18 protein-coding genes, 1 pseudogene and 1 riboswitch are annotated in these 23,697 nt (G+C 48.2%); of the genes and pseudogenes, 12 read left to right on the forward strand and 7 right to left on the reverse strand.

Going from position 1 to position 23,697, the window contains the following annotated elements; genetic code table 11:
* Positions 1-34 precede the first annotated feature (34 nt).
* The 7 genes from GKC68_RS12600 (at position 35) to GKC68_RS12630 (ending at position 12,264) form a co-directional block, all read left to right on the forward strand.
* Positions 35-1,170 (forward strand): IS3 family transposase gene (locus GKC68_RS12600; protein WP_342656200.1). Its coding sequence is split into 2 segments (ribosomal slippage): positions 35-281 and positions 281-1,170, totalling 1,137 coding nucleotides; the frame shifts between segments, so codons are not numbered across the junction.
* Between the two features lie 426 nt (positions 1,171-1,596).
* On the forward strand, positions 1,597-3,615 hold the full coding sequence (locus tag GKC68_RS12605) for an AAA family ATPase (RefSeq protein ID WP_342656201.1): 2,019 nt from the start codon (positions 1,597-1,599) through the stop codon (positions 3,613-3,615).
* Positions 3,599-5,656: a UvrD-helicase domain-containing protein gene (locus GKC68_RS12610; protein WP_342656202.1), complete on the forward strand. Its 2,058-nt coding sequence runs from the start codon at positions 3,599-3,601 to the stop codon at positions 5,654-5,656. Before GKC68_RS12605 ends, GKC68_RS12610 begins: the two co-directional genes overlap by 17 nt.
* A gap of 619 nt (positions 5,657-6,275) precedes the next feature.
* Positions 6,276-6,713, forward strand: a complete 438-nt coding sequence (locus GKC68_RS12615) for a DUF1795 domain-containing protein (protein ID WP_342656203.1) — start codon at positions 6,276-6,278, stop codon at positions 6,711-6,713.
* A gap of 18 nt (positions 6,714-6,731) precedes the next feature.
* Positions 6,732-10,976 carry an RHS repeat-associated core domain-containing protein gene (locus GKC68_RS12620; RefSeq protein ID WP_342656204.1) on the forward strand — a complete coding sequence of 1,415 codons (4,245 nt, stop codon included), beginning with the start codon at positions 6,732-6,734 and terminating at the stop codon, positions 10,974-10,976.
* Positions 10,967-11,377, forward strand: coding sequence for an SMI1/KNR4 family protein (locus GKC68_RS12625; RefSeq protein ID WP_221611045.1), 411 nt, complete (start codon positions 10,967-10,969; stop codon positions 11,375-11,377). The genes GKC68_RS12620 and GKC68_RS12625 overlap by 10 nt, the downstream gene beginning before the upstream one ends.
* A 497-nt stretch (positions 11,378-11,874) precedes the next feature.
* Positions 11,875-12,264: a hypothetical protein gene (locus GKC68_RS12630; protein ID WP_263794201.1), complete on the forward strand. Its 390-nt coding sequence runs from the start codon at positions 11,875-11,877 to the stop codon at positions 12,262-12,264.
* A 91-nt stretch (positions 12,265-12,355) separates the two neighbouring features.
* Here the strand turns inward: GKC68_RS12630 and GKC68_RS12635 are convergent.
* Positions 12,356-12,490 (reverse strand): annotated as a pseudogene (locus GKC68_RS12635) (replication protein); the annotation flags it as partial.
* 56 nt (positions 12,491-12,546) lie between these two features.
* On the opposite strand from GKC68_RS12635, the gene GKC68_RS12640 reads away from it, so the two are divergent.
* Positions 12,547-12,861, forward strand: a complete 315-nt coding sequence (locus tag GKC68_RS12640) for a hypothetical protein (RefSeq protein ID WP_342656205.1) — start codon at positions 12,547-12,549, stop codon at positions 12,859-12,861.
* Positions 12,862-13,325: 464 nt separating this feature from the next.
* On the opposite strand, the gene GKC68_RS12645 is transcribed toward GKC68_RS12640, so the two are convergent.
* Both GKC68_RS12645 and GKC68_RS12650 read right to left on the reverse strand, forming a co-directional pair.
* On the reverse strand, positions 13,326-13,715 hold the full coding sequence (locus GKC68_RS12645; RefSeq protein ID WP_058706484.1) for a hypothetical protein: 390 nt from the start codon (positions 13,713-13,715) through the stop codon (positions 13,326-13,328).
* Between the two features lie 129 nt (positions 13,716-13,844).
* Positions 13,845-14,864, reverse strand: a complete 1,020-nt coding sequence (locus GKC68_RS12650) for a magnesium transporter (RefSeq protein WP_047714649.1) — start codon at positions 14,862-14,864, stop codon at positions 13,845-13,847.
* Between the two features lie 73 nt (positions 14,865-14,937).
* Positions 14,938-15,111: riboswitch (M-box (ykoK) riboswitch) on the reverse strand.
* Positions 15,112-15,674: 563 nt separating this feature from the next.
* Between GKC68_RS12650 and GKC68_RS12655 the strand changes: the two genes are divergently transcribed.
* Complete coding sequence (locus tag GKC68_RS12655) at positions 15,675-16,226, forward strand: GNAT family N-acetyltransferase (RefSeq protein WP_089528611.1); 552 nt, start codon at positions 15,675-15,677, stop codon at positions 16,224-16,226.
* A 111-nt stretch (positions 16,227-16,337) separates the two neighbouring features.
* Positions 16,338-17,762, forward strand: coding sequence for a trehalose-6-phosphate synthase (locus GKC68_RS12660; protein ID WP_342656206.1), 1,425 nt, complete (start codon positions 16,338-16,340; stop codon positions 17,760-17,762).
* A gap of 173 nt (positions 17,763-17,935) precedes the next feature.
* Here GKC68_RS12660 and GKC68_RS12665 read toward each other — a convergent pair whose 3' ends face one another.
* On the reverse strand, positions 17,936-19,900 hold the full coding sequence (locus GKC68_RS12665; RefSeq protein ID WP_089528609.1) for a methyl-accepting chemotaxis protein: 1,965 nt from the start codon (positions 19,898-19,900) through the stop codon (positions 17,936-17,938).
* 359 nt (positions 19,901-20,259) lie between these two features.
* Between GKC68_RS12665 and GKC68_RS12670 the strand changes: the two genes are divergently transcribed.
* Positions 20,260-20,556 carry a hypothetical protein gene (locus GKC68_RS12670; RefSeq protein WP_089528608.1) on the forward strand — a complete coding sequence of 99 codons (297 nt, stop codon included), beginning with the start codon at positions 20,260-20,262 and terminating at the stop codon, positions 20,554-20,556.
* Between the two features lie 96 nt (positions 20,557-20,652).
* Here GKC68_RS12670 and GKC68_RS12675 read toward each other — a convergent pair whose 3' ends face one another.
* From GKC68_RS12675 to GKC68_RS12685, 3 genes are read right to left on the reverse strand one after another with little or no spacing between them, the layout of a single operon-like run.
* Positions 20,653-20,880 (reverse strand): non-oxidative hydroxyarylic acid decarboxylases subunit D, encoded by a 228-nt coding sequence (locus tag GKC68_RS12675; RefSeq protein ID WP_072015862.1) that lies wholly within the window; start codon positions 20,878-20,880, stop codon positions 20,653-20,655.
* Positions 20,881-20,889: 9 nt separating this feature from the next.
* Entirely contained in the window at positions 20,890-22,317 is a 1,428-nt protein-coding gene (locus GKC68_RS12680) for a non-oxidative hydroxyarylic acid decarboxylases subunit C (protein WP_058706480.1), read from the reverse strand.
* Entirely contained in the window at positions 22,317-22,913 is a 597-nt protein-coding gene (locus tag GKC68_RS12685) for a non-oxidative hydroxyarylic acid decarboxylases subunit B (protein WP_028722103.1), read from the reverse strand. Before GKC68_RS12685 ends, GKC68_RS12680 begins: the two co-directional genes overlap by 1 nt.
* A 195-nt stretch (positions 22,914-23,108) precedes the next feature.
* Here GKC68_RS12685 and GKC68_RS12690 point away from each other — a divergent pair, with 195 nt between their 5' ends.
* Positions 23,109-23,531 (forward strand): MarR family winged helix-turn-helix transcriptional regulator, encoded by a 423-nt coding sequence (locus GKC68_RS12690; RefSeq protein ID WP_047714642.1) that lies wholly within the window; start codon positions 23,109-23,111, stop codon positions 23,529-23,531.
* Positions 23,532-23,697 lie beyond the last annotated feature (166 nt).

The raw sequence follows: 23,697 nt of genomic DNA on the forward strand, positions 1-23,697 counted from the left end.
ATCCTGCCCTATAGTTTGAGCATAGGAGGAGCGTATGGGCACACCACGATTTACACCTGAATTTAAGGAAGAAGCCGTCCGTCAGATAACAGAACGCGGTTATTCCGTTGCCGAAGTATCCGACCGTCTGGGCGTTTCTGCTCACAGCCTCTACAAGTGGCTACGGGCTATCAAACCTGATAACAGCGAACAGCATGCCCGGGATTTACTGGAAGCCAAAAGCGAGATCCTGAAACTCCGGGCGCAGCTAAAACGCACCGAAGAAGAACGGGATATCCTGAAAAAGGCCGCGCGGTACTTTGCAAGGGAGCCCGACTGAAGTACCGCTTTATCAATGAACACCGCACTGTATGGGGTGTGATGACGATGTGTCGGGTACTGAATGTCGCCCGGGCCGGGTTCTATGCGTGGCTGCACAACCCGGTCTCGGCGCGTGATAAAGATAACCAGCGTCTGCTGATGCTTATCCGCGACTCATATTCACTGAGCGGAGGCGTATACGGTTACCGGCGGGTTCATGGCGACCTGAACGAAATCGGGGAAACCTGCGGCAAAAACCGGGTGGGTCGTATTATGCAACAAAACCGGATCAAAGCCGTACGCGGCTATAAAGCGCCGCGTCGTATCGCCGGCCGGCCTTTAGTGGTTGCCCCTAATCGCGTGCAGCGGCAGTTTACCGTTGTCCGGGCCAATCAGGTCTGGGTTACAGACATCACTTACATCCGCACCTGGCAGGGCTGGCTGTATCTGGCGGTGGTTATCGACCTCTTCGCCCGTAACGTGGTTGGCTGGTCGATGAAGCCCACTCTCTCTCGCGAACTGGCTCTTGACGCGCTGATGATGGCCGTCTGGCGTCGAAAACCGGACGGTGAGGTTATCGTACATAGCGATCAGGGCAGCCAGTACGGCAGTGACGACTGGCAGCGCTTCTGCCGGGCCAATAACCTGGCCCCGAGCATGAGCAGGCGTGGCAACTGCTGGGATAATGCGGTGGCCGAATCGTTCTTCAGTTCGCTGAAAAAAGAGCGGATCAGAAAACGCATCTATAAAACCCGGGATCTGGCCCGGGCCGATATCTTCGATTACATTGAAGTGTTCTACAACCGGGCCCGGCGCCACAGTCACCTCGGCGGCCTCAGTCCGGAGGCCTTCGAACAGGCCTCGTCGTGAGGACAGAATTTGTCTACGGGCGTGGGGGCAGTCCAGCCAAAGCGTAATTTGTTTATTCATCACAGCTGAAAAAGTGACCTTATCAAATATTTTTGAACCGTGTGTGGAATTTCTCTTCATCCTCAGACATGCCCAGCAAACAACAGATGGCCTCATCGATTAGCACGACACCACGATCCCCTTTTCCCATCAGCGCATCATAAAAGTAAACAATGACATCCTCTTTGTTATAGAGAAGGCAATGTTCCCGCCGGGGCAATAGCCTGAATAAAATTACTGATTTTTCAAGGAGATTACCTAATCGCCCCCCCATTCAGCCTATTGGATCAGCGTCACAGATCAACTATGATTAACTACTGTAAAATCAATGGGTAAGTAGACTTTTTACTTGTGGCGTATAAAATTTGACGAAATTATCATACAAGTATGATATTTAATCTTTGCATTCAAGAGGGCTGTAATTTGTATTTATCACATATTGAAATATTAAATTTTAGGCTGTTCCAGCATTTAAGCTTGAAGTTAAACCGAGGCCTTAATGTGTTGGTTGGCGAGAATGACTCAGGTAAAACTGCATTGATTGATGCAATTCGGTATACGCTAGGTACAAAATCCAATGACCGTGCTTATCTTACAGAGCAAGATTTTCACAACAATTCTGATGATTTAAAAATAAAATTAAAATTTTCTGAAGTAGGCCTCCATGCACATCGCTTTGTCGAACATATTTCTCACGAAGAATATGAAGATGATAACGGTGAAAAGAAAAACCGTTCCGTCCTTTACGTTCAGCTACACGCTCAAATTACAGGATTAGAGAAAAGAGGCTATCCCTATATAAAGACCGAATTACGTTCAGGTATCGATGGAAACGGTTTAGCTATTGAGTCTGAGATAAGAGACTTTCTAGCCTCAACGTATCTTAAACCGCTAAGAGATGCTGAAGTGGAACTTTCTAGTGGTAGAGCCTCTCGTTTATCTCAAATACTGAGCTCTTCAAAAGACATTATAGAAGGAATGGAGAGTATTCTTACTATCATCGCTAAGGCAAATGATGAGCTTCTTACTGATGATGCTGCCCTAAAAAAATCGGCTGAAAACATTCAGCAAAAATATCTTCATGAGCTTATTTTTGAGAAAGACAAATCAAAACTTGGTGCATTTATTGATATCGTAGGCATTAAAGAAGAAGACCTATCTAACCTACCAAAACACATCCAAAAGCGCCATTTACGCACTCTATTAGAGGGATTAACACTTTCCCTGACCAATGACCAACGATCACATGGACTCGGTTACCTCAACCTTCTTTTTATGGGGGCAGAGTTACTACTCCTGGAACAAGAAGCAAACAACGAATTTCCTTTACTTCTCGTAGAAGAGCCCGAAGCACACCTTCACCCTCAACTACAAATGAAACTCCTTCAGTTCATAAATAAAACAACTAAAACCGAGAAAAAACCTGATGGAGTACAGTGTATTCTGACAACTCATAGTCCTAACATAGCCTCTAAAGCAGACCCTGCTGAAATCATCATGCTATCTGAAGGGGGAGCTTGGCCGCTTGCTGTTGGTGAAACAGAACTTGCTAAAGATGATTACCAATTTTTAAGAAAATTTTTAGATTCAACTAAAGCGAATGTCTTTTTTGCTAAAGCAGTCCTACTTGTTGAAGGTGATGGTGAGAATATCCTGTTACCTGAATTGGCAAAGTTGTTGGGGCGCCCTTTAGAAAATTATGGCGTATCTATCGTCAAATATGACAATAGCGGCTCATGGAAGCGTTTTGCCAAGTTATTCTTAAGATCCGGCCAAGATGGGAACCCAAATGCATGGCATCCGACAAAAATATGCGTACTTAGGGACCTTGATCTTTGGCCTGATTGTGCTGAAGAAAAAGATGACGGCAGTAACCCATACGGGTTTAAAAAAGAAAATAGCAGAAATCAAGTCTATTGGCGAAGAAATTACCCCGACGACCAGCAGAGAAAAAATGAACATATCGATCAATTAAATAAGCAAAATGTTGTAGTCAAAATATCGGATGACTGGACTTTCGAGTACTGTCTGGCTAAATACGGTCTTTTTAGTGAGTGCTATGAAGCTACTGTTGGCTCCAATGTAGGAATCGATAATATCGTTGGCGATGATGATACCAAAGCGACATTCATTCTTAGCCAAGTTTCAAAAACAGACTTTGCCTATAAACTGTCTAGCATTCTTCAAAAGCAACAAGACCAAAAAATTGATGACACGATAGCTTCTCTTAGTGATGAGGATGCCAATAATAGCGATATTTCTAAGTCGGCCCAAACACAGGCAAAAAACGAGTTTGCAATCGAACTCAAACAGAGGCTTCCAAACTATCTAATTGAGGCTATTCAATATGTAACAGAGCCTATTGAAGAAAATATCGAAGAGGTGCAGAATGCCGCAGTCGTTTGAAGGCTTTATTACGCATGACGACATTACTGAGATAGCCGAATCTGAAAAGCTTATTCTACAGGATGATATGCGTATTTCAATTCTGAAAGCTATGCACTCTATTGATGTACAAGCTTGCCCGGGAAGTGGAAAAACAACATTGATTGCCACTAAGCTCATTCTTCTTGCTAAAAAGTGGAACTCTCCACACCGAGGGATATGCGTCCTGTCTCATACCAATGTGGCTAAAGATGAGATCATTAGCCGCCTTCAATGCTCAACATCAAAAGCTGCACAGCATTTACTGAAATATCCTCATTTTATTGGGACCATTCAGGAGTTTATACACCGCTTTTTAGCATTACCATATATCAGATCTCGTGGTATTCAAGATATCACAGTAGACAATGAGATATACGCTAAGCAAGCTATTAAACTGCTCGAATTAGCTCAATTTTCTTGGTTTAAAGGGACATTAAATGGATTAGGCAATACTATAGAACAAGAGGCTTTCTTCAGAGGTACATTCCGATATATTTCTCAGAATGGTGAAGAAATTAATCTTGATAAAAAACCCAGAAGCTGGAATCAAGATAATAATCTTCAGAGGGCTAAACGCGACCTTGGCCGATTAAAAAATTATCTGGATGAACGAGGCGTGTTTCTTTTTCGTGATATGTATACGCACGCCGATAAAGCATGCACAAACAATCCTGAATTAGCTGAGGTCATTCGAGCAAGGTTTCCGTTTGTTTTAATTGATGAAATGCAGGATACACAAAAATTCCAAGATATGCTTTTAAGTAAAGTCTTCCTGCATAATTCATCACTCATTGTTCAGCGTTTTGGAGATCCAGATCAATCTATTTTTAATAACATTGGAACAGAAGAGTCTAATCAAAGCTTTAACGGTAAGTTGCGAGACCAGATGGATTATGTAATTCATACATCTCATCGCTTTGATGGAGTTCTATCTAACAAAATTTGTAATTTAAGTTTCAATGAAATCCCATTGGAAACGGAGTTAACAGAAGCAAATTTATTAGATAGAGCACAAGCCCATACTACTCGAAATAGATTTTCCGATACTGTTATCATTTTCAATGACGATACTTGCGAAAAAGTCATTGAGCATTTTGCTCAAATTGTTTCAAATCAGTTTTCTGTAGAATATAAACAAAATAAAAAATTTACGGTAAAAGTTGTTGGTGCAGTCGGAGCTAAGATAGCACCCAATGAAGCACAATTTAGAATAGGCCATTATTGGCCTGATTTTGACAAAACCAAATCAAAAAGTCATTTCAAAGAAAATTATTTTATAGAAGCTGTTCGCCGGTGCCAAGAAAATTCAACTATCGATTTGGCAGATAATTATAAACTCTTACTAACGTGTATTCTTAAGCTTATGCGAATGTGCAATAAGATTGATGACAATGAGAAATATTTTTCCAGTACAACATTACGAGAATATTTAATCAAAATAGGAAGCTGGACTCGCTTTCGTAAAGGGTTATTTTATTTACTCACCGAGGCTAAAGTTACAAAACAACAACATTGGGAAATTGCCTGCCGTACATTAATTTCCTTGCTAAGGTTAGAAAACATCCCCGCCGAGGCAACAGATTATATGGCATTTCATGAAGATACAAATCCAGATGAAGCTAGACAGGCTGAACACGCAAGCTCACTTACTCCCTTGAAAGATAACACTCTAATCCATGAGGATGGCTTTCATATTGAGCTATCAACAATACATGCTGTCAAAGGCGAGACCCATGATGCAACGCTAGTTATTGAGACCAAAAACCACACATTCGATCTACAAACTATGTTGCCATATTTGACTGGAGAGCTACCCAACGTAGAGCATCCCAATGCCAGCCTACCAGAGAAACCAAATTCACTTAGGGCATTCAAACCCAATAAAGTTTTTATGCGGCAGTTTTATGTCGCAATGAGTCGTCCGAAACATTTACTTTGTCTAGCCCTTCACTCTGATCGAATATCTAGTGAACAAATTCAGTTGCTTCAGCAGCGTGGTTGGCAAGTAGACATCATCTAATCTATTGAAAAAATACACATGGTTGAGTAGATGATTATCAAGTCAATATTCACAAAACTTAAAGTGAGTACATAAATGAGTACCAAGATAGATTGTAAAAATAAAATACATACAAATCAATACAATGATTAAAAAATAACGGTTCAACGTCTGGGCCGAAATTACCAAAACACGGCAATTGGATATGCTTGAACGAGTGGTTTTCCCTGCAATCTATAGGCATCCAGTCAGGGAAAATAACACCCGCACCACATGGACAGAAACCCCGGCTTCCGCCTCGCGGAGAATACTGACGATCTGTTCTTCGGAAAATCGCTTCTTCATGGGGATGTCCTCATGTGGCTTATCAAGACATTATTAACATTACAGTGTATTAATCAACGGGGAACAAGTCTCCTGTTACGAAATTGCAGATTACCAAACGTCAATGGGAGGCTAAGGATACAGGGAGTAAATCAGCAGAAGTTTCCAAGCCTACGGATGCTAACTTCATCTACGATTCTGGAAAAGTGATTGGCTCAGAACGCACAACTTCAGTCAGTAAATAAAACCTCCGTATAGCTTGCAGCAAGACCCTGTGGCACACTTAAACCGCCCTGATGCATACGGAAGCTGCTCAATGCCTGATAATCTCCCTCTCTGCGTTTTTACCGAAGGCCACATCACCCTTCCTGACCACTATCAGGATCGCACCGTTAATGTCTTTACCCTGCCCGGTGAGAACACGCCAGCCTTTAACATCTCCCGCGATTCGAGGAATGATGGCGAGACGCTGTCAGGTTATATTGACCGGCAGTTAACGCTGATGCAGAAGCATCTGAAAGGCTGGAAGCAAACGAAACGGGTGACTGCTGTGCTCGGCAATAACCTGTTGCAGGGTGAATGTGTGCATGCCAGCTACCTGCGTGACGGTAAACGGGTCTTCCAGCAGCAGGCGGTATTTAACACCTCTGAAAACAAGATTCTGGTGTTCACCATGACCTGCACCGCGATACTGACGGACAGAGACAGTCAACAGTTCCATGCGCTGCTTGCCAGCTTTTCTTTTAACACCTGACAATTAAGGAACGTTATTATGTTCGAGGCGGCACGCGTGGGTGATGATATCGGCCATTCTCATGCGCTGGCCGGGATGATTGCCGGAACGATTGTTGGTGGACTGATTGCCGCAGCGGGAGGTATCGCCGCCGGGGCATTGATGATTGCCGGTATCGGTGCGTCTTGCCTGGGCATTGGTGTGCTTCTGGTCGGAGCCAGCCTGGCGGTGGGTTATTTTACGGGCGAACTGGCAACGAAGGCCAGAGACAGTATCGCGGATGCCGGGGCCACCAGCATGGAGAAGGAAGGCGTTATCGCCACCGGCTCTCATAATGTGTTCATTAATGGCAGACCTGCCGCCCTTGCCACCGACAGCATGGTGGAATGCGCCAAAGATGCTGGCTCACAGCAGATGGCCGAAGGCTCCTCACGCGTGTACATCAATGGCCTGCCTGCTGCCCGTCTCGGCGATCAGACCACCTGTGGTGGAAAGGTCATGACCGGTTCAGCAGATGTGATTATCGGCGGTGAGCCGCAACAGACACTGCCAATACAGTCAGAAGTCCCGGAATGGCTCTATAAAGCCTCTGACCTGACGCTTTTATTTGCCGGACTGCTTGGTGGAGCGGGCGGAGCGGCAGGCAAAGTCGGTGCGCTGGGAAGACTGTTCAGTAAAATCCCGGGTATCAACAAACTGGCCCGCGTCGCCTGCCGCGCTGGCGTGCTGATGACCAGCGCCGCCGCCGTGGGCATTATCGCCCGCCCGGTTGATATCGTCAGTGGGCAGAAATTCCTCTCCGGTGATCACGAGCTGGACTTTGTATTACCTTCCCGTCTGTCGGTTGTCTGGCAGCGTTACTGGCGCAGTGGCAATCCCGGCGACAGCGTACTGGGCCGTGGCTGGTCACTTTTCTGGGAAACGCGACTGGAAAAATATCAGGACGGGCTGGTGTGGCGTGCACCGTCCGGCGATTACGTGTCATTTCCTCTCGTGCCGAAAGGGAAGCGTACCTTCTGCGAAACCGAAAAACGCTGGCTGGAACACCATCAGGATGATACCTGGTCAGTGTATGACATCAGCGGCGAACGCTGGTGTTACGCATCTCTGCAGGATGATTCCCCTTCCCTGCCGCTGCGACTCACCGAACCCTGTAGTAACGATATTCTTTTTGACTGGAACGACGACCATACGCTGCATGCGCTCACCGACAGCGCCGGACAGCGCGTGGTCTGCCGTTATCAGACCGTCAGCGGACAGGTTCGCCTTGCCGGAGCCTGGCTGGATGATGAGATTTGTCTGGTCAGCTACGATTACGACGCTAAGGCCCGGCTGATTAGCGTCACCGGACGCGGCGGTCAGGTACGCCGCCACTTTGGCTGGTATGATGACGGAGACGGCACGGATTTACTGCGCAGCCATGAGGACAGCAACGGTCTGCTGAACGAGTATCTCTGGCAGAGCATTGACGGACTGCCCCGCGTGCTGGCTTACCGCAACAGCGCGGGTGAGCAGCTTATTTTTGATTACGATTTTGAAAACGGCACCCGCCGCGCCACCCGCGAGGATGGCGCACAGGCACACTGGCTCGTTGACGACGATGACAATGTTGCACGTTTCACCGATTATGACGCTCGCCAGACCGGCTTCGTCTGTCGTGATGGCGAGTTGTGCGAAGTTATCCTGCCTGACGGAGCCATGCGGCGCAGCCAGTGGGACCGCTACGGTCGCCTGACGTCAGAGACCGACCCGGCAGGGCGCACCACAGCGTATTACTGGTTCCGTAATACTGACAGAATAGCCCGCACGGTTTTCCCGGATTCATCAGCCTCTCAGTCTGTGTATGACCTGAACGGTCGCCTGCTTTCGGAAACCGATGCACTGAATCACACCACCACGTATCACTACCCTGATGAAGAAGAAACGCTGCCTGACCGCATCACCGATGCCAGTGGTGGTGACGTGCTACTGGTGTGGAACCGTCAGGGGCTGCTGACGCAACGCACCGACTGCTCCGGCAGCGTGACCCGCTTTACGTATGACCGCTTTGGTCAGCTTATCACCAGCGAGGACGCAGAAGGCAACCTCACACGCCGCGAATGGAACGATACAGGCCAGATTACCGCCGTAATTCGGGCCGATGGCAGTCATGAAACGTTACAATGGAACGAACACGGGCAACTTGCGGCCTGGCGAGACCCGCTGGAAAGTGAGGTTCGCTGGCAGTATTCTGCGCTTGGACTGCCAGAAAGCGTTACCGACCGCACGGGACGAACCCGCCGCTGGCACTATGACCCGAGAGGCAATCTGCTGCGTCTGAAAAACGGCAACGGTGGCGAGTACCGTTTTACATATGACCCGACAGGCCACCCACTGAGCGAAATCCGCCCGGATGACACTTGCCGGCAGATGGAGTGGAACGCGCGTGGACTGCTCACCACGCTGACCGAAAACGGCAGACCAGACGTTGATGGCGGCATCCCACGACGCGCTCAGCATTTCAGCTATGACAGCAGCGGCCTGCTGACCACACGCACTACCCGCGATGCTCAGTACCATTACCAGCGTAAAAACAGCGGGCAGCTTACCGGCCTGACCCGCAAGCCAACCGCCGATGGCATGGCGCTGGGAATTGAAGAAGATGAAATTCAGTTTACCTTTGACTCGGCAGGAAACCTGCTCGCTGAACAGGGAGTCAACGGTGAACTGCATTCCGCGTATGACGTTCTGGGTAATCTCACTGCGCTGAACCTGCCCGGCGGCCAGCAGATAAGCTGGCTGCATTACGGTTCCGGCCACGTCAGCGCCATCCGCTTCGGTCAGCAAATCATCTCTGAATTTACACGCGACCGCCTTCACAGGGAGGTGGCCCGCACTCAGGGAACCCGTGAGCAGACCCGCCATTATGACAGTCTGGGCAGACGTACCCGGCAGCGCAGTTTCACACCCGACCTGCCGGAACAGACAATCTTCGAACGCGCCTTCAACTACACCGGGCGGGGAGAACTGTCAGACGTCAGTGACACCCTGCGGGGCAACACAATTTATGGCTATGATGAGGAAGGTCGTCTTCTAAGGCACTACGAAGCCCATCCGGGTCACAGCACCCGGACGTTCCGCTACGACGCTGCGGATAACCTGCTGCCGGATGATGGCCTGCCTGCCCTGCCGCTAACGGAGAACCGGCTGACGCACTGGCAGAACCTGTTTATGAAATACGACTGGTGGGGAAACCTTATCAGCCGTCGCAGCGGCCTGTATGAACAGCATTATGAATATGACGCGGAAAACCGGCTGATACGGGCCGGGGGCAATGGACCAGAAGGCCGTTTTACCGCGCACTACCATTATGATGCGCTGGGCCGTCGCACTCGCAAAACGGTCACCACGCCACACGGCACCAGGGAGACCCGCTTTCTGTGGCAGGGCCTGCGACTGTTGCAGGAACAGCAGCAGAACGGGCAGTGTCAGACATATGTTTACGACCCGAACGAAATATACAGCCCGCTGGCGCGTATTGACCATTTGCGTGACAAAAATAGTGGAGAGGTTCTCTGGTTCACAACCGATCTGAACGGTGCACCGCTGGATATCATTGATGAACAGGGACAACTCCGTTGGAGCGGTCATTACGGAAGCTTTGGCGAGGTTACACGGCAGACGGAAGGCTTCCAAAGAGTCATGCAACAAACTGCCCTCACTCATCAGCCACTGCGCTATGCCGGGCAATACGCAGACAGTGAAACGGGGCTGCACTATAATCTTTTCAGGTATTACGATCCGCAGGTTGGACGCTTTACGGTACAGGACCCCATAGGATTACTGGGAGGCTGGAACCTTTATCAGTATGCACCGAATCCGCTGGGATGGATTGATCCACTTGGATTAGCTGTTGATCCTATTGCCAGAATTCAAGACAGAGGATATAGCGGTGTTACAAGAACTCAGGGAGGGGGCTTAGATTACTCTCTTAGTGATGCTCTGTATAATAAGAGATTGGATGTCAATCCGGTTGTAACTATAAGTTATTCTGGGGATTACGATCTTGACTTTCAGTCAGCAAACGAAATCGCCGGTCTTAATCAAAAATCTACTCCAAGAGGCTATGTATGGCACCATTTAGATGATTATGACCCAAAAACCAACACAGGTACGATGCAACTTGTAGAACAGAATGCGCATTCAGGAATTCCCCATAGCGGCGGTGTAAGTCAATATAAAGCTGCTACTGGAAAAAGCTATACACACCCAGCGAGATTCGGAGGAAAAAAATCATGTCCTTAGTTTTGGATGAATCGGAAAAAAATGTTAGTTTAGATGATATAAGAAATTTTGAAACTTCTAATAAGATAGCTTTACCAAAGGATTTTATTGATTTTTATTTGAGAAATAATGGTGGCTATTTGCCCGAAGAAAATGAGCCTAACCCGTTTCTGCTTGGTGGCTTTTTCTCATTTTCCCATGGGAAACTCCCAATTGAAAAACGCTACAAAGAATTATTAGAAGATTGGCCTAATCTTTTAGGTATGATTCCATTCGCATATGATGATGGTGGAAATCTGTTTCTGATATCTACTGTTTCAGAAAGTTATGGTGAAGTGAAGATCTGGCTCATTGACGAAAATGAGTTAGATAAAGTCTCAGCGTCGTTTTCATCATTCATCAATAAACTGAAAAAAAATTGATTTATTTCATCCTAAACTGGTGCATTAGGGAACTGCACCAGTCCATGTTCGGCAAAAAGACATATCGCCAGTTATCTTTCCCGGTTTTACGATCCTCAGATTGGACGCTTTACGTTACATAACCATATTGGATTACTGAGGTCGACTTCTCAGGAAGTGATGCACTTTATCTCATGGTGAAAATATTGTAAAAATACCAATGACAGGCAGTCGTTATGGCGACTTTAAGGCAGTAAACGAATTAGAAAATTACAAAAACTCAGTTGGGAATATCACTGGTAAATCACATCCAGATGGCTATACCTGGCACCATTTAAATGATTATGATCCCATAACGAATACTTCTACCATGCAACTTGTAGAGACGAGCGCTCATGAAGCCACTTTCCCTCACACCGTCTCAGTGAGCCAATACGAACAGTATCATGTGTTAAATATGAATCACTTGAAGCGAATAAAACTGAAAAATCATTGAATTGTAAATAGTGAGGTACATTATGCAATCAGAAGACTTAAAATTTTATGAAGATGATGAAGGTATTGCTGTCGATTTGAAGTTAAAAGCATTCGGTCCGGATGAAGTACAATGTGTTAATCTTGAATCTGAATTATCAGATAAAAAGATGAAAGATGATATACTTTTTTTAATTAATCACCAAAATGAATTTTTGCAAAAAACTCAAAAGGCAGTTCATGAGTATTGTATCAAAATTTACAGTCAAGAACCGTCTGATCTTAAACTTATTAAACTGTACATTTTCCCAGATAAAGAAAATGAATATGGCTTTATGTTCTCAACAAAAATTGATAGTGAACATGGAATTGGTGTAAAAATGATAAATGGAAATATAGAAAAAATTGGCAGTAGTGAAACGGCATTTTTGTAAAAAACCTTTACAGTTAATAAAATAAATAAACTCCCGTAGTAAATTGAACTGAACCTTAACATAGAAAATATATTAAGGTTCAGTTTTTACATTAACAACGGCTTTTATTTAAGGTGAAACTTTTCGATTCGCATTTAATATAAGATTTAAAAAATGACAGGCGAGCACCATTGAATATAAAATCAGGATTTATGAAGTAATAATTCTGAATCATAGTTTCAGAAATGGATGTAGCTAAAACCTAAATAAAAAGGGGATAGTATCTCGATTAAAGGTAACCATATGAAATTGAAAAATATAATTTACATCATGGTTAAATCACGTTGCGAAGATGATAATTTTTGCATTTATGGCTCAGACGGAGAGTTATTTGGAGAAAAAGAATATTTGGTCTCCGGTTATCCACAGGTAGATGAAAACGATAAAGAAGTCTATCCGCAAGATGCGGTTAGCAGAGGTTTATCATATATTTATTCTGGTGAGCAGTTTGCTGATGTAATCTTATCAGTAATCGAACAAAAACCTTCTGCCAGTAATCAAGATTTTATTGATGCTTTAAACTATTACCTTGAAAATGATGATTTTTTAGATTTCTGACATTTATCCAGACAGCCTGCACACTATTTTTAAGGGTTGCAGGCTGTATTAAACTATTTTCAGCACCATTTTCACCAGAAATTAACTGAGGATATGAACAGACGTTAGTCTCGCGAGGGCAATAACTTGTAATTATTTCATGACATTCGTGAAAGCCATTATTCTAACTTAATTCTTTTGTTGAGCATGATTTTCAAACAGCCCTCTCTCATCAGCCGCTGCGTAATGTCGGGCGGTACGCTGACAGGTAAACCGGACAGAACTAAAAATAAACACCAAAACGATAGCGCCCGTAGCAAGTTATAAGTAAGCATTCACATAAATCCTGAAAGATTACTTTAAGGCGCAGAGTTCAACAGGGTTGCTCCAACAAGAGAGGTCAGAAATGGTAGTCGCCATGCTGCTATCTAATTTACTCTTAACGAATACGACTGTTTCTTCGCATTGGCAATACCCCTCTGGCATCACTCAGCCTGGTAGAGACGTCCCTCGCCAGACCTCGCCTTTCGCCACACTTCATCATCCGTCAGTTCAGTCTGGATAAGTTCAATCGGCACGCCAGCATCATTGATCATCGCAACAAAAAAACCGTCGATCGGCTCATAAGGCCCAAGTATAACCTCCTCATCGCGAATGGCCTCCTGAAGATCGGCCACCTTAAATGCCACATGTGGCACAGTACGGATCAGATGATGCAAAGGTGAATCGGCTTCGAACCGGTGCCACTGCACCCGAAACTGGCCAGGGTTATCGGCAGTGTACATGCCAGCACGTTGACTGTAACTGCCGTCTTGCAGGCCATCACTGACCGGAATCCCTAAGTGATGAAAATCATACTGCAGGTGTTTTTTCAACGTTGTACTCCTGAGGGTTAATGTCTTTCAGACGGATAAAGTAACAAGCCAGTAATGATCACCTGCATTTTCGCGCCATCAGACTCACCCAATGGCGCGTCAGCCCAGTTTGATGAGGCAGAGGCCGAATTAAATTCCCATCACATACTGCGCGATTTTGAAATAAATGATGAGCCCTGTGCCGTCAATAAAAGTGGCAATAAAGGGCGCTGAAACCACCGCCGGATCTACCCCCGCCTTTTTCAGTAACATCGGTATGATGGATGACACAATCGCGCTCCACACGGTAATGGCCACCAGCGACAGACTGACAACCAGCGTGACCTCTGCGCCAACGCCCATCATCCATGCCCGTATCCATGCCGCAAGGCCGATAGTGGCCGCGATCAGCAGGGACGTGGAGATTTCTTTGCGCAGCACTGCACCCAGCCTTGCCAGACTAACCTCCCCTAACGCCATGGCCCGCACCAGGGTAGAGGTAATCTGTGTGCCGCTATTGCCGCCGGTACCAATTAACAGAGGAATAAAAAAGGCGAGCGCAATTGCCGCCTCCAGCTGATCTTCAAAGGCTTTCAGGACATTGCCTGTATAGGCCTCAGCCACAAAGAGCATCAGCAACCAGACGGCTCTTTTTCGCCAGAGCGCCCACGGACTGGTTTCAAGATAAGGTTTATCCAGCGGCAGACTGGCGCCCTGACGCTGTGCATCTGCGGTGTTCTCATCCGCAATCAGGCGTGCAATCTCACGTTCACCCAGTACACCTACCAACGTATGGTTGGCAACGACGGGCAGGATATCGATATTCTCCTCCATCAGAATATGGGCAATATCACCGCGACTGTCATCCGGCGTCACTTTCGTGAAAGCATGACGCATCATCACACCAACCTGTTTATCTTCATCATGGCATTGCAATAAAGTTTTAACCGCAAGCGTGCCGCGTAAATGGTAATCGCGCGCGGTAATAAACACTAACGAGGGGATCTCATTTGTTTTTAACTGCGACAGAAAATAAAGCTTTGCTTCTTTTACCGTCAGTGTGTAGGGGAGCGTAATAAAATTCGGGTTCATATACTGCGCAACGGAAGCGTCATTTACGCCGTCAACATTGAGGCGCGAACCGGTAGAAAGATGCTGTATTTTTTGCATTGAGGTGTCCCTATATCGGCTAAAACATCATCAGCGAATCGTACAGGGGCGTAACCAAAGAGGGAGTGAACGTAGGCTATCTCCGCGTCCAGGTTTTAGCACTATACAACGTATCTGATTCATTAATCAGAAGTTACCTTGGGCTGAACCTTAATCCGATAAAGCCTGTCTTAACCTTGGGCATCTCTCGATGTCGTCAGATCAGTAACCTGTGTTTGTATAGGAGCCTCGCCAAACGAGATACTGTGTACTTAAAACGCGGCTAATATAGAGGGAGAATGCTGATATCAAAAGAAACAATCCATTCTTATTGAGATGACGTTTAAGTAATTACAAAAATATAAATAAAAATACTTTTCATTAATATTCCTGGTGGGTAACTATGCCCCCTTTCTGAATCGTTCAGCGTAATCAGTGACGCTTCCTGCGCCATTACATTTCCCAACCCAATAAATATTCGTCAATAATCATTGGTAAAACGCGGGAGCCTGTACCTGAATTTACACAGATAATGTCTTAGCCATTTATCAGTGACGTCATTTAACGCATGAAAATCTCTATTCTGCAGGGATGAATCTTGGCTGAAAAAGCTCACGAGACATTTCAGGCACACAGTCAGCGTTCAGACACAGTCGCTATGTTTAAGACCGCCCCTTAACACCCTGATAATGGGTACAGCCAGCCCGTATCACCGCTTTTCGTTTGCACCCTTTTTACACCTCGCCATTTCTTTTTTACGCCACTTTTACACGCCGGGCGTTTTAATCAACGGCACCGGGTACTCATTGCCCATGCATAAGGAAGTCGTTGATGAAATGCGTTAATGCGCCCTTTTCTCTGCCTGTCAATGGCGATGCCGCCTTAGTCGAGTTGGCTGAGCAGCAACGTCTTCGGCTGATGTCACCCCGTAAATGGTTCAGAGACGCGATTGAGGTCAACACCGATCCGGCCAAACTTAACCCCCGGCTCATTGCTCAATGGCTGGGGGCGACGATCCCCGATGCTCGCCTTCTGACGTTGGCGTTGAACAGCAGTCTCTGTTTTGGCGTCTACCGCAATGCACGACAAATCGGCTTTGCACGCGTCGTAACCGATATGGCCGAAACCTGGGTTATACAGGATCTGTTTATTTCGCCAGAATATCGCTTTATCGGTCTGGGATCCTGGCTATTGCGCTGCTGTCTGTCGCATCCAGGTGCCTGCGGCTGCCATCGAATTATCGCCCTGAGTGAATCCGCACCGGCCTTTCTTCAACACAACGGCTTCATCTGTCATCCCTCACTGCCGGGTATTTACGTGGCGCCGCCTCTGTATCACGGCGTTGACTACCCAGCGGGCTCCGATATCACACGTAGACATTAAGCGACTACAACGATGAGCAGCCTGCTTCAGTTTCTCATTCGGCCTCAATTATCCAGCTGTTGGTCGTTAAGCAATGCGACTGACGAACCTCTGTCTCACAAGGAAAACACCATGTCAGGTCTTATCCTGGTATCACATAATCATTCTCAACGTTCTACGCTTACTGCGATTTATGAAGGCATTCTCGCCCATCAAGGTGGGCTCTGGGTGAGCTGGGATGGCCAGACCGCAGTTCTGCCCTCGGATACGGCAAGACCTCTGTCATCTCAGCACAAAGATCGCTATGAAACCCTGACCTTTCCCCTGACACCCGGCGAGGCGAATGAGGGTTATCACAATTACGTTCATAAAGGACTCTGGCCTGTTTTCCACCAGCGCCCGGATCTGGCCCGTTTTTCCGCTGACGGCTATCGGGAATATAAAAATATTAATGAGGCTTATGCGCGTGCCATTTGTGAGCACGCCCTGCCCGAGGACAGAATCTGGATACAGGATTATCATCTGCTGGGTTGCGCCCGCTATCTTCGCGAAGCCGGTTTGACCAATCCAGTGGGCTTTTTTCTGCATCAGCCTTTCCCATCGGGCAAGATGTTTGAGGCCATTCCCGACTGGCGCTGGCTCACCGAATCCCTGCTGTGCTGTGACGTGATCGGTTTTCAGACGGTACAGGACATGAACAACTTTATTGTCTGGCTGGAAAGTGAATTCCGTACAGAGCGTTTGGCTGGCGACAGCTTTCGGGTACAAGGCCGTATTGTCCGGCTCGGCGTCTTTCCTGTGGGGATTGACCTTGACGATGCCCGCTGCCTGCGCGACAGCAATAGCTGCGCCTTCATGGAAATGCAGTGCCGCGAAAACTTGCCGGAAAACACCGTACTGAGTGGTGGCCATCTTGATGACAGTGCCGGGCTGCCTTACCGAATCAGCGCCGTGGAAGTGCTGCTGCGCAAACATGCTGTTTACCAAAAAAATATTACCCTGTTGCAGCTGGCTCCGCCCTCTGCCGGGTATGCGCATCGCGCGCCGGAAATCAGTCACACCTTAGAAACCCTGTGCGGCGAGTTTAATGGCGTGCACGGCATGATGAACTGGTATCCGGTGAACTGTCTGACGCATGCTTACAGTCGGGAAGAGCAGGCGGGAATCTATCGCGCTTCCCGTGTTGCGCTGGTGACCCCACTGATGGCAGGCATGAGCCTGATGGCGAAGATGTATGTTGCACTTCAGGATCCCGATAATCCTGGTGTGCTGATCCTGTCACAGTTTGCAGGCGCAGCAGAGCAGATGGATGGTGCGCTAATCGTCAATCCTTACAATCCCGATGCGATGGCCGATGCCATTCATAGCGCGCTGCTGATGCCGTTAAGGGAACGGCGTCATCTTCACGCGCGTCTGATGAAGGGATTGCATTTGCACAACAGTCATCGCTGGTCTCAGGCATTTTTGTCCATGCTGAGCGATCAGCCCGTGATGCCCGGGCCGGTTGTCGCAACCGCCCCCTCTTTGCGTCTGAACAGCAGTCGGGCCCGATACTGACGTTCCCGTCCTCTGCAAGCGGCAGGTCTGCATCGCCTCTGCTTTGCAGACCGGGCTTTTAGCGGCAACACAACGATGAAATAGCCCGAAAACGGCTCAGCCCTGAGCCATTTTCATCAAGCTAGTGAATCGCAGCCGCTGGTGCAGCGTGGTGTTAACGGCTGAGGCGTGCGTTAACGAGAAGTCGAAAGGGTTTGCAGGACTTTCAGCTCGGCCACCGCTTCCTGCATGGCATCCATTCCCGCCGTTAAGGTCCGCAGGCTATCCAGCTGTTTCGCCATGCCTGCCCGCTCATGACGGGTGCGGTCGCTCATCGCCGCGATGGCATCGGCTGCGTGGATACTGCGCTCTGCCATGTCCGTGGCAGTTTGCACGGTGTTTGTCGCCACATTGCGAATGCGGGAAATCGTGCTGACCGCATCGTTGATATTGCTTGCCGTGGCTTCAGCCTGCTCTTTGGAGGATTGCGCCAGACGACGCACTTCTCCGGCGACAACCGCAAATCCCCTGCCCGCCTCACCCGCACGGGCGGCTTCAACGGCCGCATTAAGCGCCAGAATATTGGTCTGGAACGCGATATTGCTGATGCCATGCGTAATGACGTTGATGCCATTGGAGATCGCCTCCAGATCGTCCAACCCGTCGCCTAAGCGGCCCTGTGCCTGCTGGCTCTCTTTGGCGATATCGCTGATAGCGCGAATGCTGCTCTCGGCCATCGTCAGCGCCTCGCTCTGGCTCTGGGTTGCCGCCTCAAGCACCGGCAGTGCCTGGACGATAGGCGCTAACTCCTGCTGATAATTCACCACGCGCGCCAGCACGCCGGACTGCACCCTGTTCAGCGCCTCCCAGCGACGCAGGGCGCGCTGAGCGTAGTGAGCCGCATAGCTGGCATATTCCACCGGGAATTGCGCCATCGCATGGACACGGTGATTAAAGAACACCAGCGCAGAGAGCGTCTGGTTGATCGGCACACCGAGAATCTCACCAAAACTGGAGAAGCCGGCGGCCGGAATCCCTTTAAAAAAATGCGCATCGTGCAGCTTATCGGCATTCCCCACGCGACGCAGTATGCAATCGTTCATCAGAATCGCTGCCGGTTTGCCGTGGCGTTGGGTAAAGGCCTGCCAGTCACGCTGCGTGGCCTGTTTAAAATCGGTTTCACGCATTAAGTAAAGCCGATCGCCAAATTCCAGGTCGCAGAAAAACTGCACGCTCTGGCTGGTCATTTTCGCCACGGAACGAATAAAGAAGGCTTCACCTACCTTGACGGCAAATGTCAGACCTTTAAGCCGCTCGCTGAGCTGCTGTTCGTTGCAGCCAAGGTGTTCGGCCAGCGCCTGGGTGAACGGCTGCTGCTGTCCCTGTGCGTTAAACACCGACGTCAACGTACGCTTTACCGGATCGGCCTCTGCAATCAGCCAGCTTTTATTCAGCGGCTCGAAATTCTGGCTTTTGAAGGGTGCGAAGGATTTACCCGCTGCCATTTTGCAGAACACGATAACGGCCTTGCCCTGCAGCACACGACCGCCGACACCCATCCATGTGCCGTCAAAGGTTGCACGTCCTCCTGCGGAGCCACCAATCGCCAGGCACGGAAAGCGCCCCGTGTTATACCAGGCCTGCATCAGAAAGCCTTCTGATGCGGACAGTCCGTCGCAGTAAATCATCGCGAAGGTGCGATCGGCAGAAAGCGGCATGCGCAGCTTCAGTGCCGCCAGTTCATGCTGAATGGCGCTGATGCGATCGGTCGCCGTGTGCGTGTCGTGAAGATGCAGATCGACAATGTGTGTTTCATGCTCCGCTATCAGGTTGCGAGGCAGCCAGAGCCAGCTGCCCTCTTGTCCGTCTCCCTTGCAGTAAGTTGTCTGCTTACCGCTGGCACTCAGCGCCCCGTTCGAGGAGAGCGTAATGACGGTCAGATCCGCCGATGTTAAACGTTGCCATGCCTGACTGACCTTATGAAAATCTGCTTCTGGCGGTACAAACGTCAGCAAAATACCCGCAGCACGTTTGCTAAGGCCTGCAGCAGAGAGCGATGCAGGTAAGCTTTCACAGTGAAAGATCCCGTCGGCGGGCTGAGCTGCCCCTGCAAAACGGGAACCGGTTAAGCTTCTGGTCATTGTCTTAATGACAGACATATTGTTATTTCCATTGTAATTAAAAGGAATGCACGTGCTGGTGTTGTAAAAAAAGAGGGCCAAATGCTGCGCCGGTATGACCCGAACGCATGAGCCCTCTTCAGCCCCAAAAATGAGCTGAGCATGCGTTATCGACTCACGCGGCCATAGCTTCAGCGATTATCGGGATGATTATTAGCGATGTGTGCGGGTAAACGGTTGCGTTTGATGTCCGTCAGGTACAGAGAAGGTTTGCGCCAGTTTAGAAGCATGAACGTCGGCTCAGAGCGAGAAGTGGTCTTTTGTTAATTTCCCAGAAATGAAGTGGGTATGCTTTAATTTTCCGCCTTGATGAACACCTTCACAACAGGAGGGACAAGATGAAACAGGTCAGGATTTATACGCTCAAAGACAGCCAGTCAGCAGAAATTTATTTTCACAAACACTGGCCCCGACACAGGGTTTCTCTTTCTGCTTTTGATATTTATGTCAATGATGTCTGTCTGGGAGAAAACTGTCAGGTCATTGCAACCGTGACCAGTCAGGCGGGAGCCGATATACAGGCTATCAATCAGAAATACATGAGCAGCGAGGCGTTCATGTCAGACATGAAGGGTTTCGACATGTCTTCAATCCTCCGGGTGGACGAAATCACCATTAAAGAAACACTTTTCTGACCCCGCGACGTTCTCAAGGCAGGACGTTAATACTGTGATTTTTTAATGTGGCAAATCATGCATAGCGGGCCTGGCCTGGACCCGCCAGACAGTAAGTTACTTAGCTAACAGAGGAGGGACAGACGGGACTTCCGGCGCATTATCAATATCACGTTGAGTCATCCGGAAGGCTTCAGGATAATGTTCCCGCTCCGTTCTTCGGGCTGGCTCTGTGTCGCGCCATGTGTAGAGGCAGTGCTGACACTGATGCACCGTCCATATCCCCTCAACTGGGGATGTTGCCATGATTTCAATGTGTTCATCAGCACAACGTGGACAAATCATACTTTCTCCTTAACCGCGATTTGATAACAGGGACGTTAACTTCTCAACCCAGATTGAAGTTTCTGGCAGGTCTTTTACCGGCTGACTGTAGTGGCCGCGGGTGTCCGGTGCGACGGGAGTCGTTGCATCGATCACGAGTTTATCCGTTATTCCCGCAGGGCTGGAACCCGGATCCAGCTCCAGTACGGACATGTTTGGCAGTTGAACGAGATCGCCTTGCGGATTGACCTTTGAAGACAGTGCCCACATCACCTGAGGCAGGTTAAAGGGATCGACATCCTCATCGACCATGATCACCATCTTGACGTAGCCCAGACCATGCGGGGTTGTCATCGCCCGTACGCCTACAGCACGGGCAAATCCACCATAACGTTTCTTTGTAGAAATAATGGCCAGTAATCCATGTGTATACATTGCATTCACAGCCTGCACCTCAGGGAAATCCGCTTTCAGCTGTTGATACAAAGGGACACAGGTTGCCGGGCCTATCAGATAATCAATTTCGGTCCAGGGCATTCCCAGATACAACGACTCGAATATTGGCTTAGTGCGGTAGGAGACCTTATCAATTCGTACAACGGTCATATTGCGACCGCCGGAGTAATGGCCGGTGAATTCGCCAAACGGTCCTTCAATCTCACGTTTGCGCCCTTCTATCACGCCTTCAAGAATGACTTCCGATCCCCACGGCACATCAAAGCCGGTCAGAGGCGCGGTGGCGATGGGGTAAGGGCTTTCACGCAGTGCACCTGCCATCTCATATTCTGACTGGTCGTATTTCAGCGGCGTGGCACCCATCAATGTAATAATGGGATCATTGCCCAACGTAATCGCCACTGGCAGATCGTCACCACGTTCTTCGGCCTTATGGAGATGAAGTGCAATGTCATGCATCGGCACGGGCTGTAGCCCGAGTTTACGTTTACCTTTCACCTCCATCCGGTAAATGCCGACGTTTTGCTTACCGAAATGTTCTGGATCAAGCGGGTCACGTGATACTACGCAGGCCTTATCAAGATAGAAACCGCCGTCGCCGTCGTTCAGGCGGAACAGGGGAAGGATGTCAAAGAGATTGATCTCTTCACCATCAACGGTATTTTCTGACCAGGGCGCATTGTCGCGCCTCTCTGGTGCCACAGGAAAAGTGTCCCAGCGACGAATGAATTCCTCTATCTGCTGTTTCACGGGGGTATTCATTGGGAGGCCCAGTGAAATTGCATGGTTTTGCCAGGAACCAATGGTGTTCATCACAACATGAGCATGATTGAACCCCTTTATTTTTTTGAATGAGATTGCCGGTGCGCCTTCACCAATACGGCCTGTAGCATTAGCGGCCGCAGCAATATCAGGTTCGGGTAAAACCTCTTCATCAATCTCAAGAAGCTGCCCCTGCTCGTCCAGAGCCTTAAGGAAGCTACGTAGGTCATCATAAGCCATTATTTACTCTCCATACTCAGGGGTTTCTTAGAATTGTTCAGGCCTTTCCAGCGATTTGCCTTTGGCGAGGCAATCCCAAACTGGTCGAGAACACGAGTTACGACATGATCGATCACATCATCAATAATTGCGGGATGGTTATAAAAAGCGGGCATGGGCGGAACCATGGCTACGCCAAGACGGGAAAGGGCTAGCATATTTTCCAGGTGAATGGTGCTGAGAGGCGTTTCTCTGGGGACCAGCACAAGTTTTCTGCCTTCTTTAATGACGACATCAGCAGCCCGTCCAATAAGGCCTTCCGCATATCCCATGCGAATCCCCGCTAAGGTTTTCATACTGCAAGGAATAATGACCATCCCATCGGTGTGAAAAGAACCTGACGAGAGAGTCGCGGCCTGGTCGGCCGGGCCATACACAACATCAGCCATGTTCATCACCTCACGCGATGAAAAAGGCGTTTCGAGTTCAATTGTGGTTTTAGCCCACTTGCTCAAAATCAGATGCGTTTCAACCTCTTCGATTTCCTGCAAAATGCTGAGCAGAGCCACCCCTAAAGGAGCACCTGTTGCTCCCGTCATACCGATTACAATTCTCATCTGACGTCCTTGCAAATAACGTTCGTGTACGAATGAAACTAACGGTAATCTAGTCAAACCCATAAAGTCAATTGATTTCCAGGGTTACTATTTACAGTGTGACCTTTTGTGTCTGGTGATAAAGAATGTTTAACGGTGGGATAATGATTTAACATTAACTAAATACGAGGATGACAGAACCAGAGAAAAGTTAATATGAACAATGACTTGAGCAACCTTTTCTTCCATTTGACGAGGCAACTTCTACAGGAACACACCGCCCTGTGGCAGGAAGCGATGCCCTTTCTGACAAAGCAGCAGTTTGCTGTTCTTGCTGCCGTTGATGCTAAACCGGGAATCGAACAGCTGGAATTAACAGAGGCGGCATTAAGTTCGAAGGCTACGCTGGCAGAAATGCTGGTTCGAATGGAACATAAAGGCCTGATAAAACGTGAAGAAGGAAAAAAAGACAAACGTCGTCGATTTGTTACGCTCACCGATCAGGGCGAAGAGATGCTTAACACTGCATCGCCGATCGCTGAAAGCGTTGATTCGCATTTTCTGAACAGGTTAGAAGAGCATGAGCAAAAGGAAATCATCAGCCTTCTTAAAATCATGTTAAAAAAACAGGCTTCCTGAACGCATCCCGTTATTCTTCAGAAACAGATTTAATGGCAGGGTTGTGTCTTGATCGGACATGACTCACGCAACGCTGAGTCAGTCAAAGATCGGCGGGTCACCGAAGTGACAGAGAAAACAGCGCTGGTTGACAGGGCGAAACAAGAAGCCCTCTGAGCGCTCATCT

The sequence above is a fragment of the Pantoea sp. RSPAM1 genome, assembly GCF_038816185.1.
Classification (GTDB): Bacteria; Pseudomonadota; Gammaproteobacteria; order Enterobacterales; family Enterobacteriaceae; genus Pantoea; species Pantoea ananatis.

Excerpts from the sequence above, each read along its gene's own strand:
- GKC68_RS12605 (WP_342656201.1), top strand. The coding sequence starts at position 1,597 with ATGATATTTAATCTTTGCATTCAAGAGGGCTGTAATTTGTATTTATCA.
- GKC68_RS12610 (WP_342656202.1), top strand. The coding sequence starts at position 3,599 with ATGCCGCAGTCGTTTGAAGGCTTTATTACGCATGACGACATTACTGAG.
- GKC68_RS12615 (WP_342656203.1), top strand. The coding sequence starts at position 6,276 with ATGCCTGATAATCTCCCTCTCTGCGTTTTTACCGAAGGCCACATCACC.
- GKC68_RS12620 (WP_342656204.1), top strand. The coding sequence starts at position 6,732 with ATGTTCGAGGCGGCACGCGTGGGTGATGATATCGGCCATTCTCATGCG.
- GKC68_RS12625 (WP_221611045.1), top strand. The coding sequence starts at position 10,967 with ATGTCCTTAGTTTTGGATGAATCGGAAAAAAATGTTAGTTTAGATGAT.
- GKC68_RS12630 (WP_263794201.1), top strand. The coding sequence starts at position 11,875 with ATGCAATCAGAAGACTTAAAATTTTATGAAGATGATGAAGGTATTGCT.
- GKC68_RS12640 (WP_342656205.1), top strand. The coding sequence starts at position 12,547 with ATGAAATTGAAAAATATAATTTACATCATGGTTAAATCACGTTGCGAA.
- GKC68_RS12650 (WP_047714649.1), bottom strand. The coding sequence starts at position 14,864 with ATGCAAAAAATACAGCATCTTTCTACCGGTTCGCGCCTCAATGTTGAC.
- GKC68_RS12655 (WP_089528611.1), top strand. The coding sequence starts at position 15,675 with ATGAAATGCGTTAATGCGCCCTTTTCTCTGCCTGTCAATGGCGATGCC.
- GKC68_RS12660 (WP_342656206.1), top strand. The coding sequence starts at position 16,338 with ATGTCAGGTCTTATCCTGGTATCACATAATCATTCTCAACGTTCTACG.
- GKC68_RS12665 (WP_089528609.1), bottom strand. The coding sequence starts at position 19,900 with ATGTCTGTCATTAAGACAATGACCAGAAGCTTAACCGGTTCCCGTTTT.
- GKC68_RS12670 (WP_089528608.1), top strand. The coding sequence starts at position 20,260 with ATGAAACAGGTCAGGATTTATACGCTCAAAGACAGCCAGTCAGCAGAA.
- GKC68_RS12675 (WP_072015862.1), bottom strand. The coding sequence starts at position 20,880 with ATGATTTGTCCACGTTGTGCTGATGAACACATTGAAATCATGGCAACA.
- GKC68_RS12680 (WP_058706480.1), bottom strand. The coding sequence starts at position 22,317 with ATGGCTTATGATGACCTACGTAGCTTCCTTAAGGCTCTGGACGAGCAG.
- GKC68_RS12685 (WP_028722103.1), bottom strand. The coding sequence starts at position 22,913 with ATGAGAATTGTAATCGGTATGACGGGAGCAACAGGTGCTCCTTTAGGG.
- GKC68_RS12690 (WP_047714642.1), top strand. The coding sequence starts at position 23,109 with ATGAACAATGACTTGAGCAACCTTTTCTTCCATTTGACGAGGCAACTT.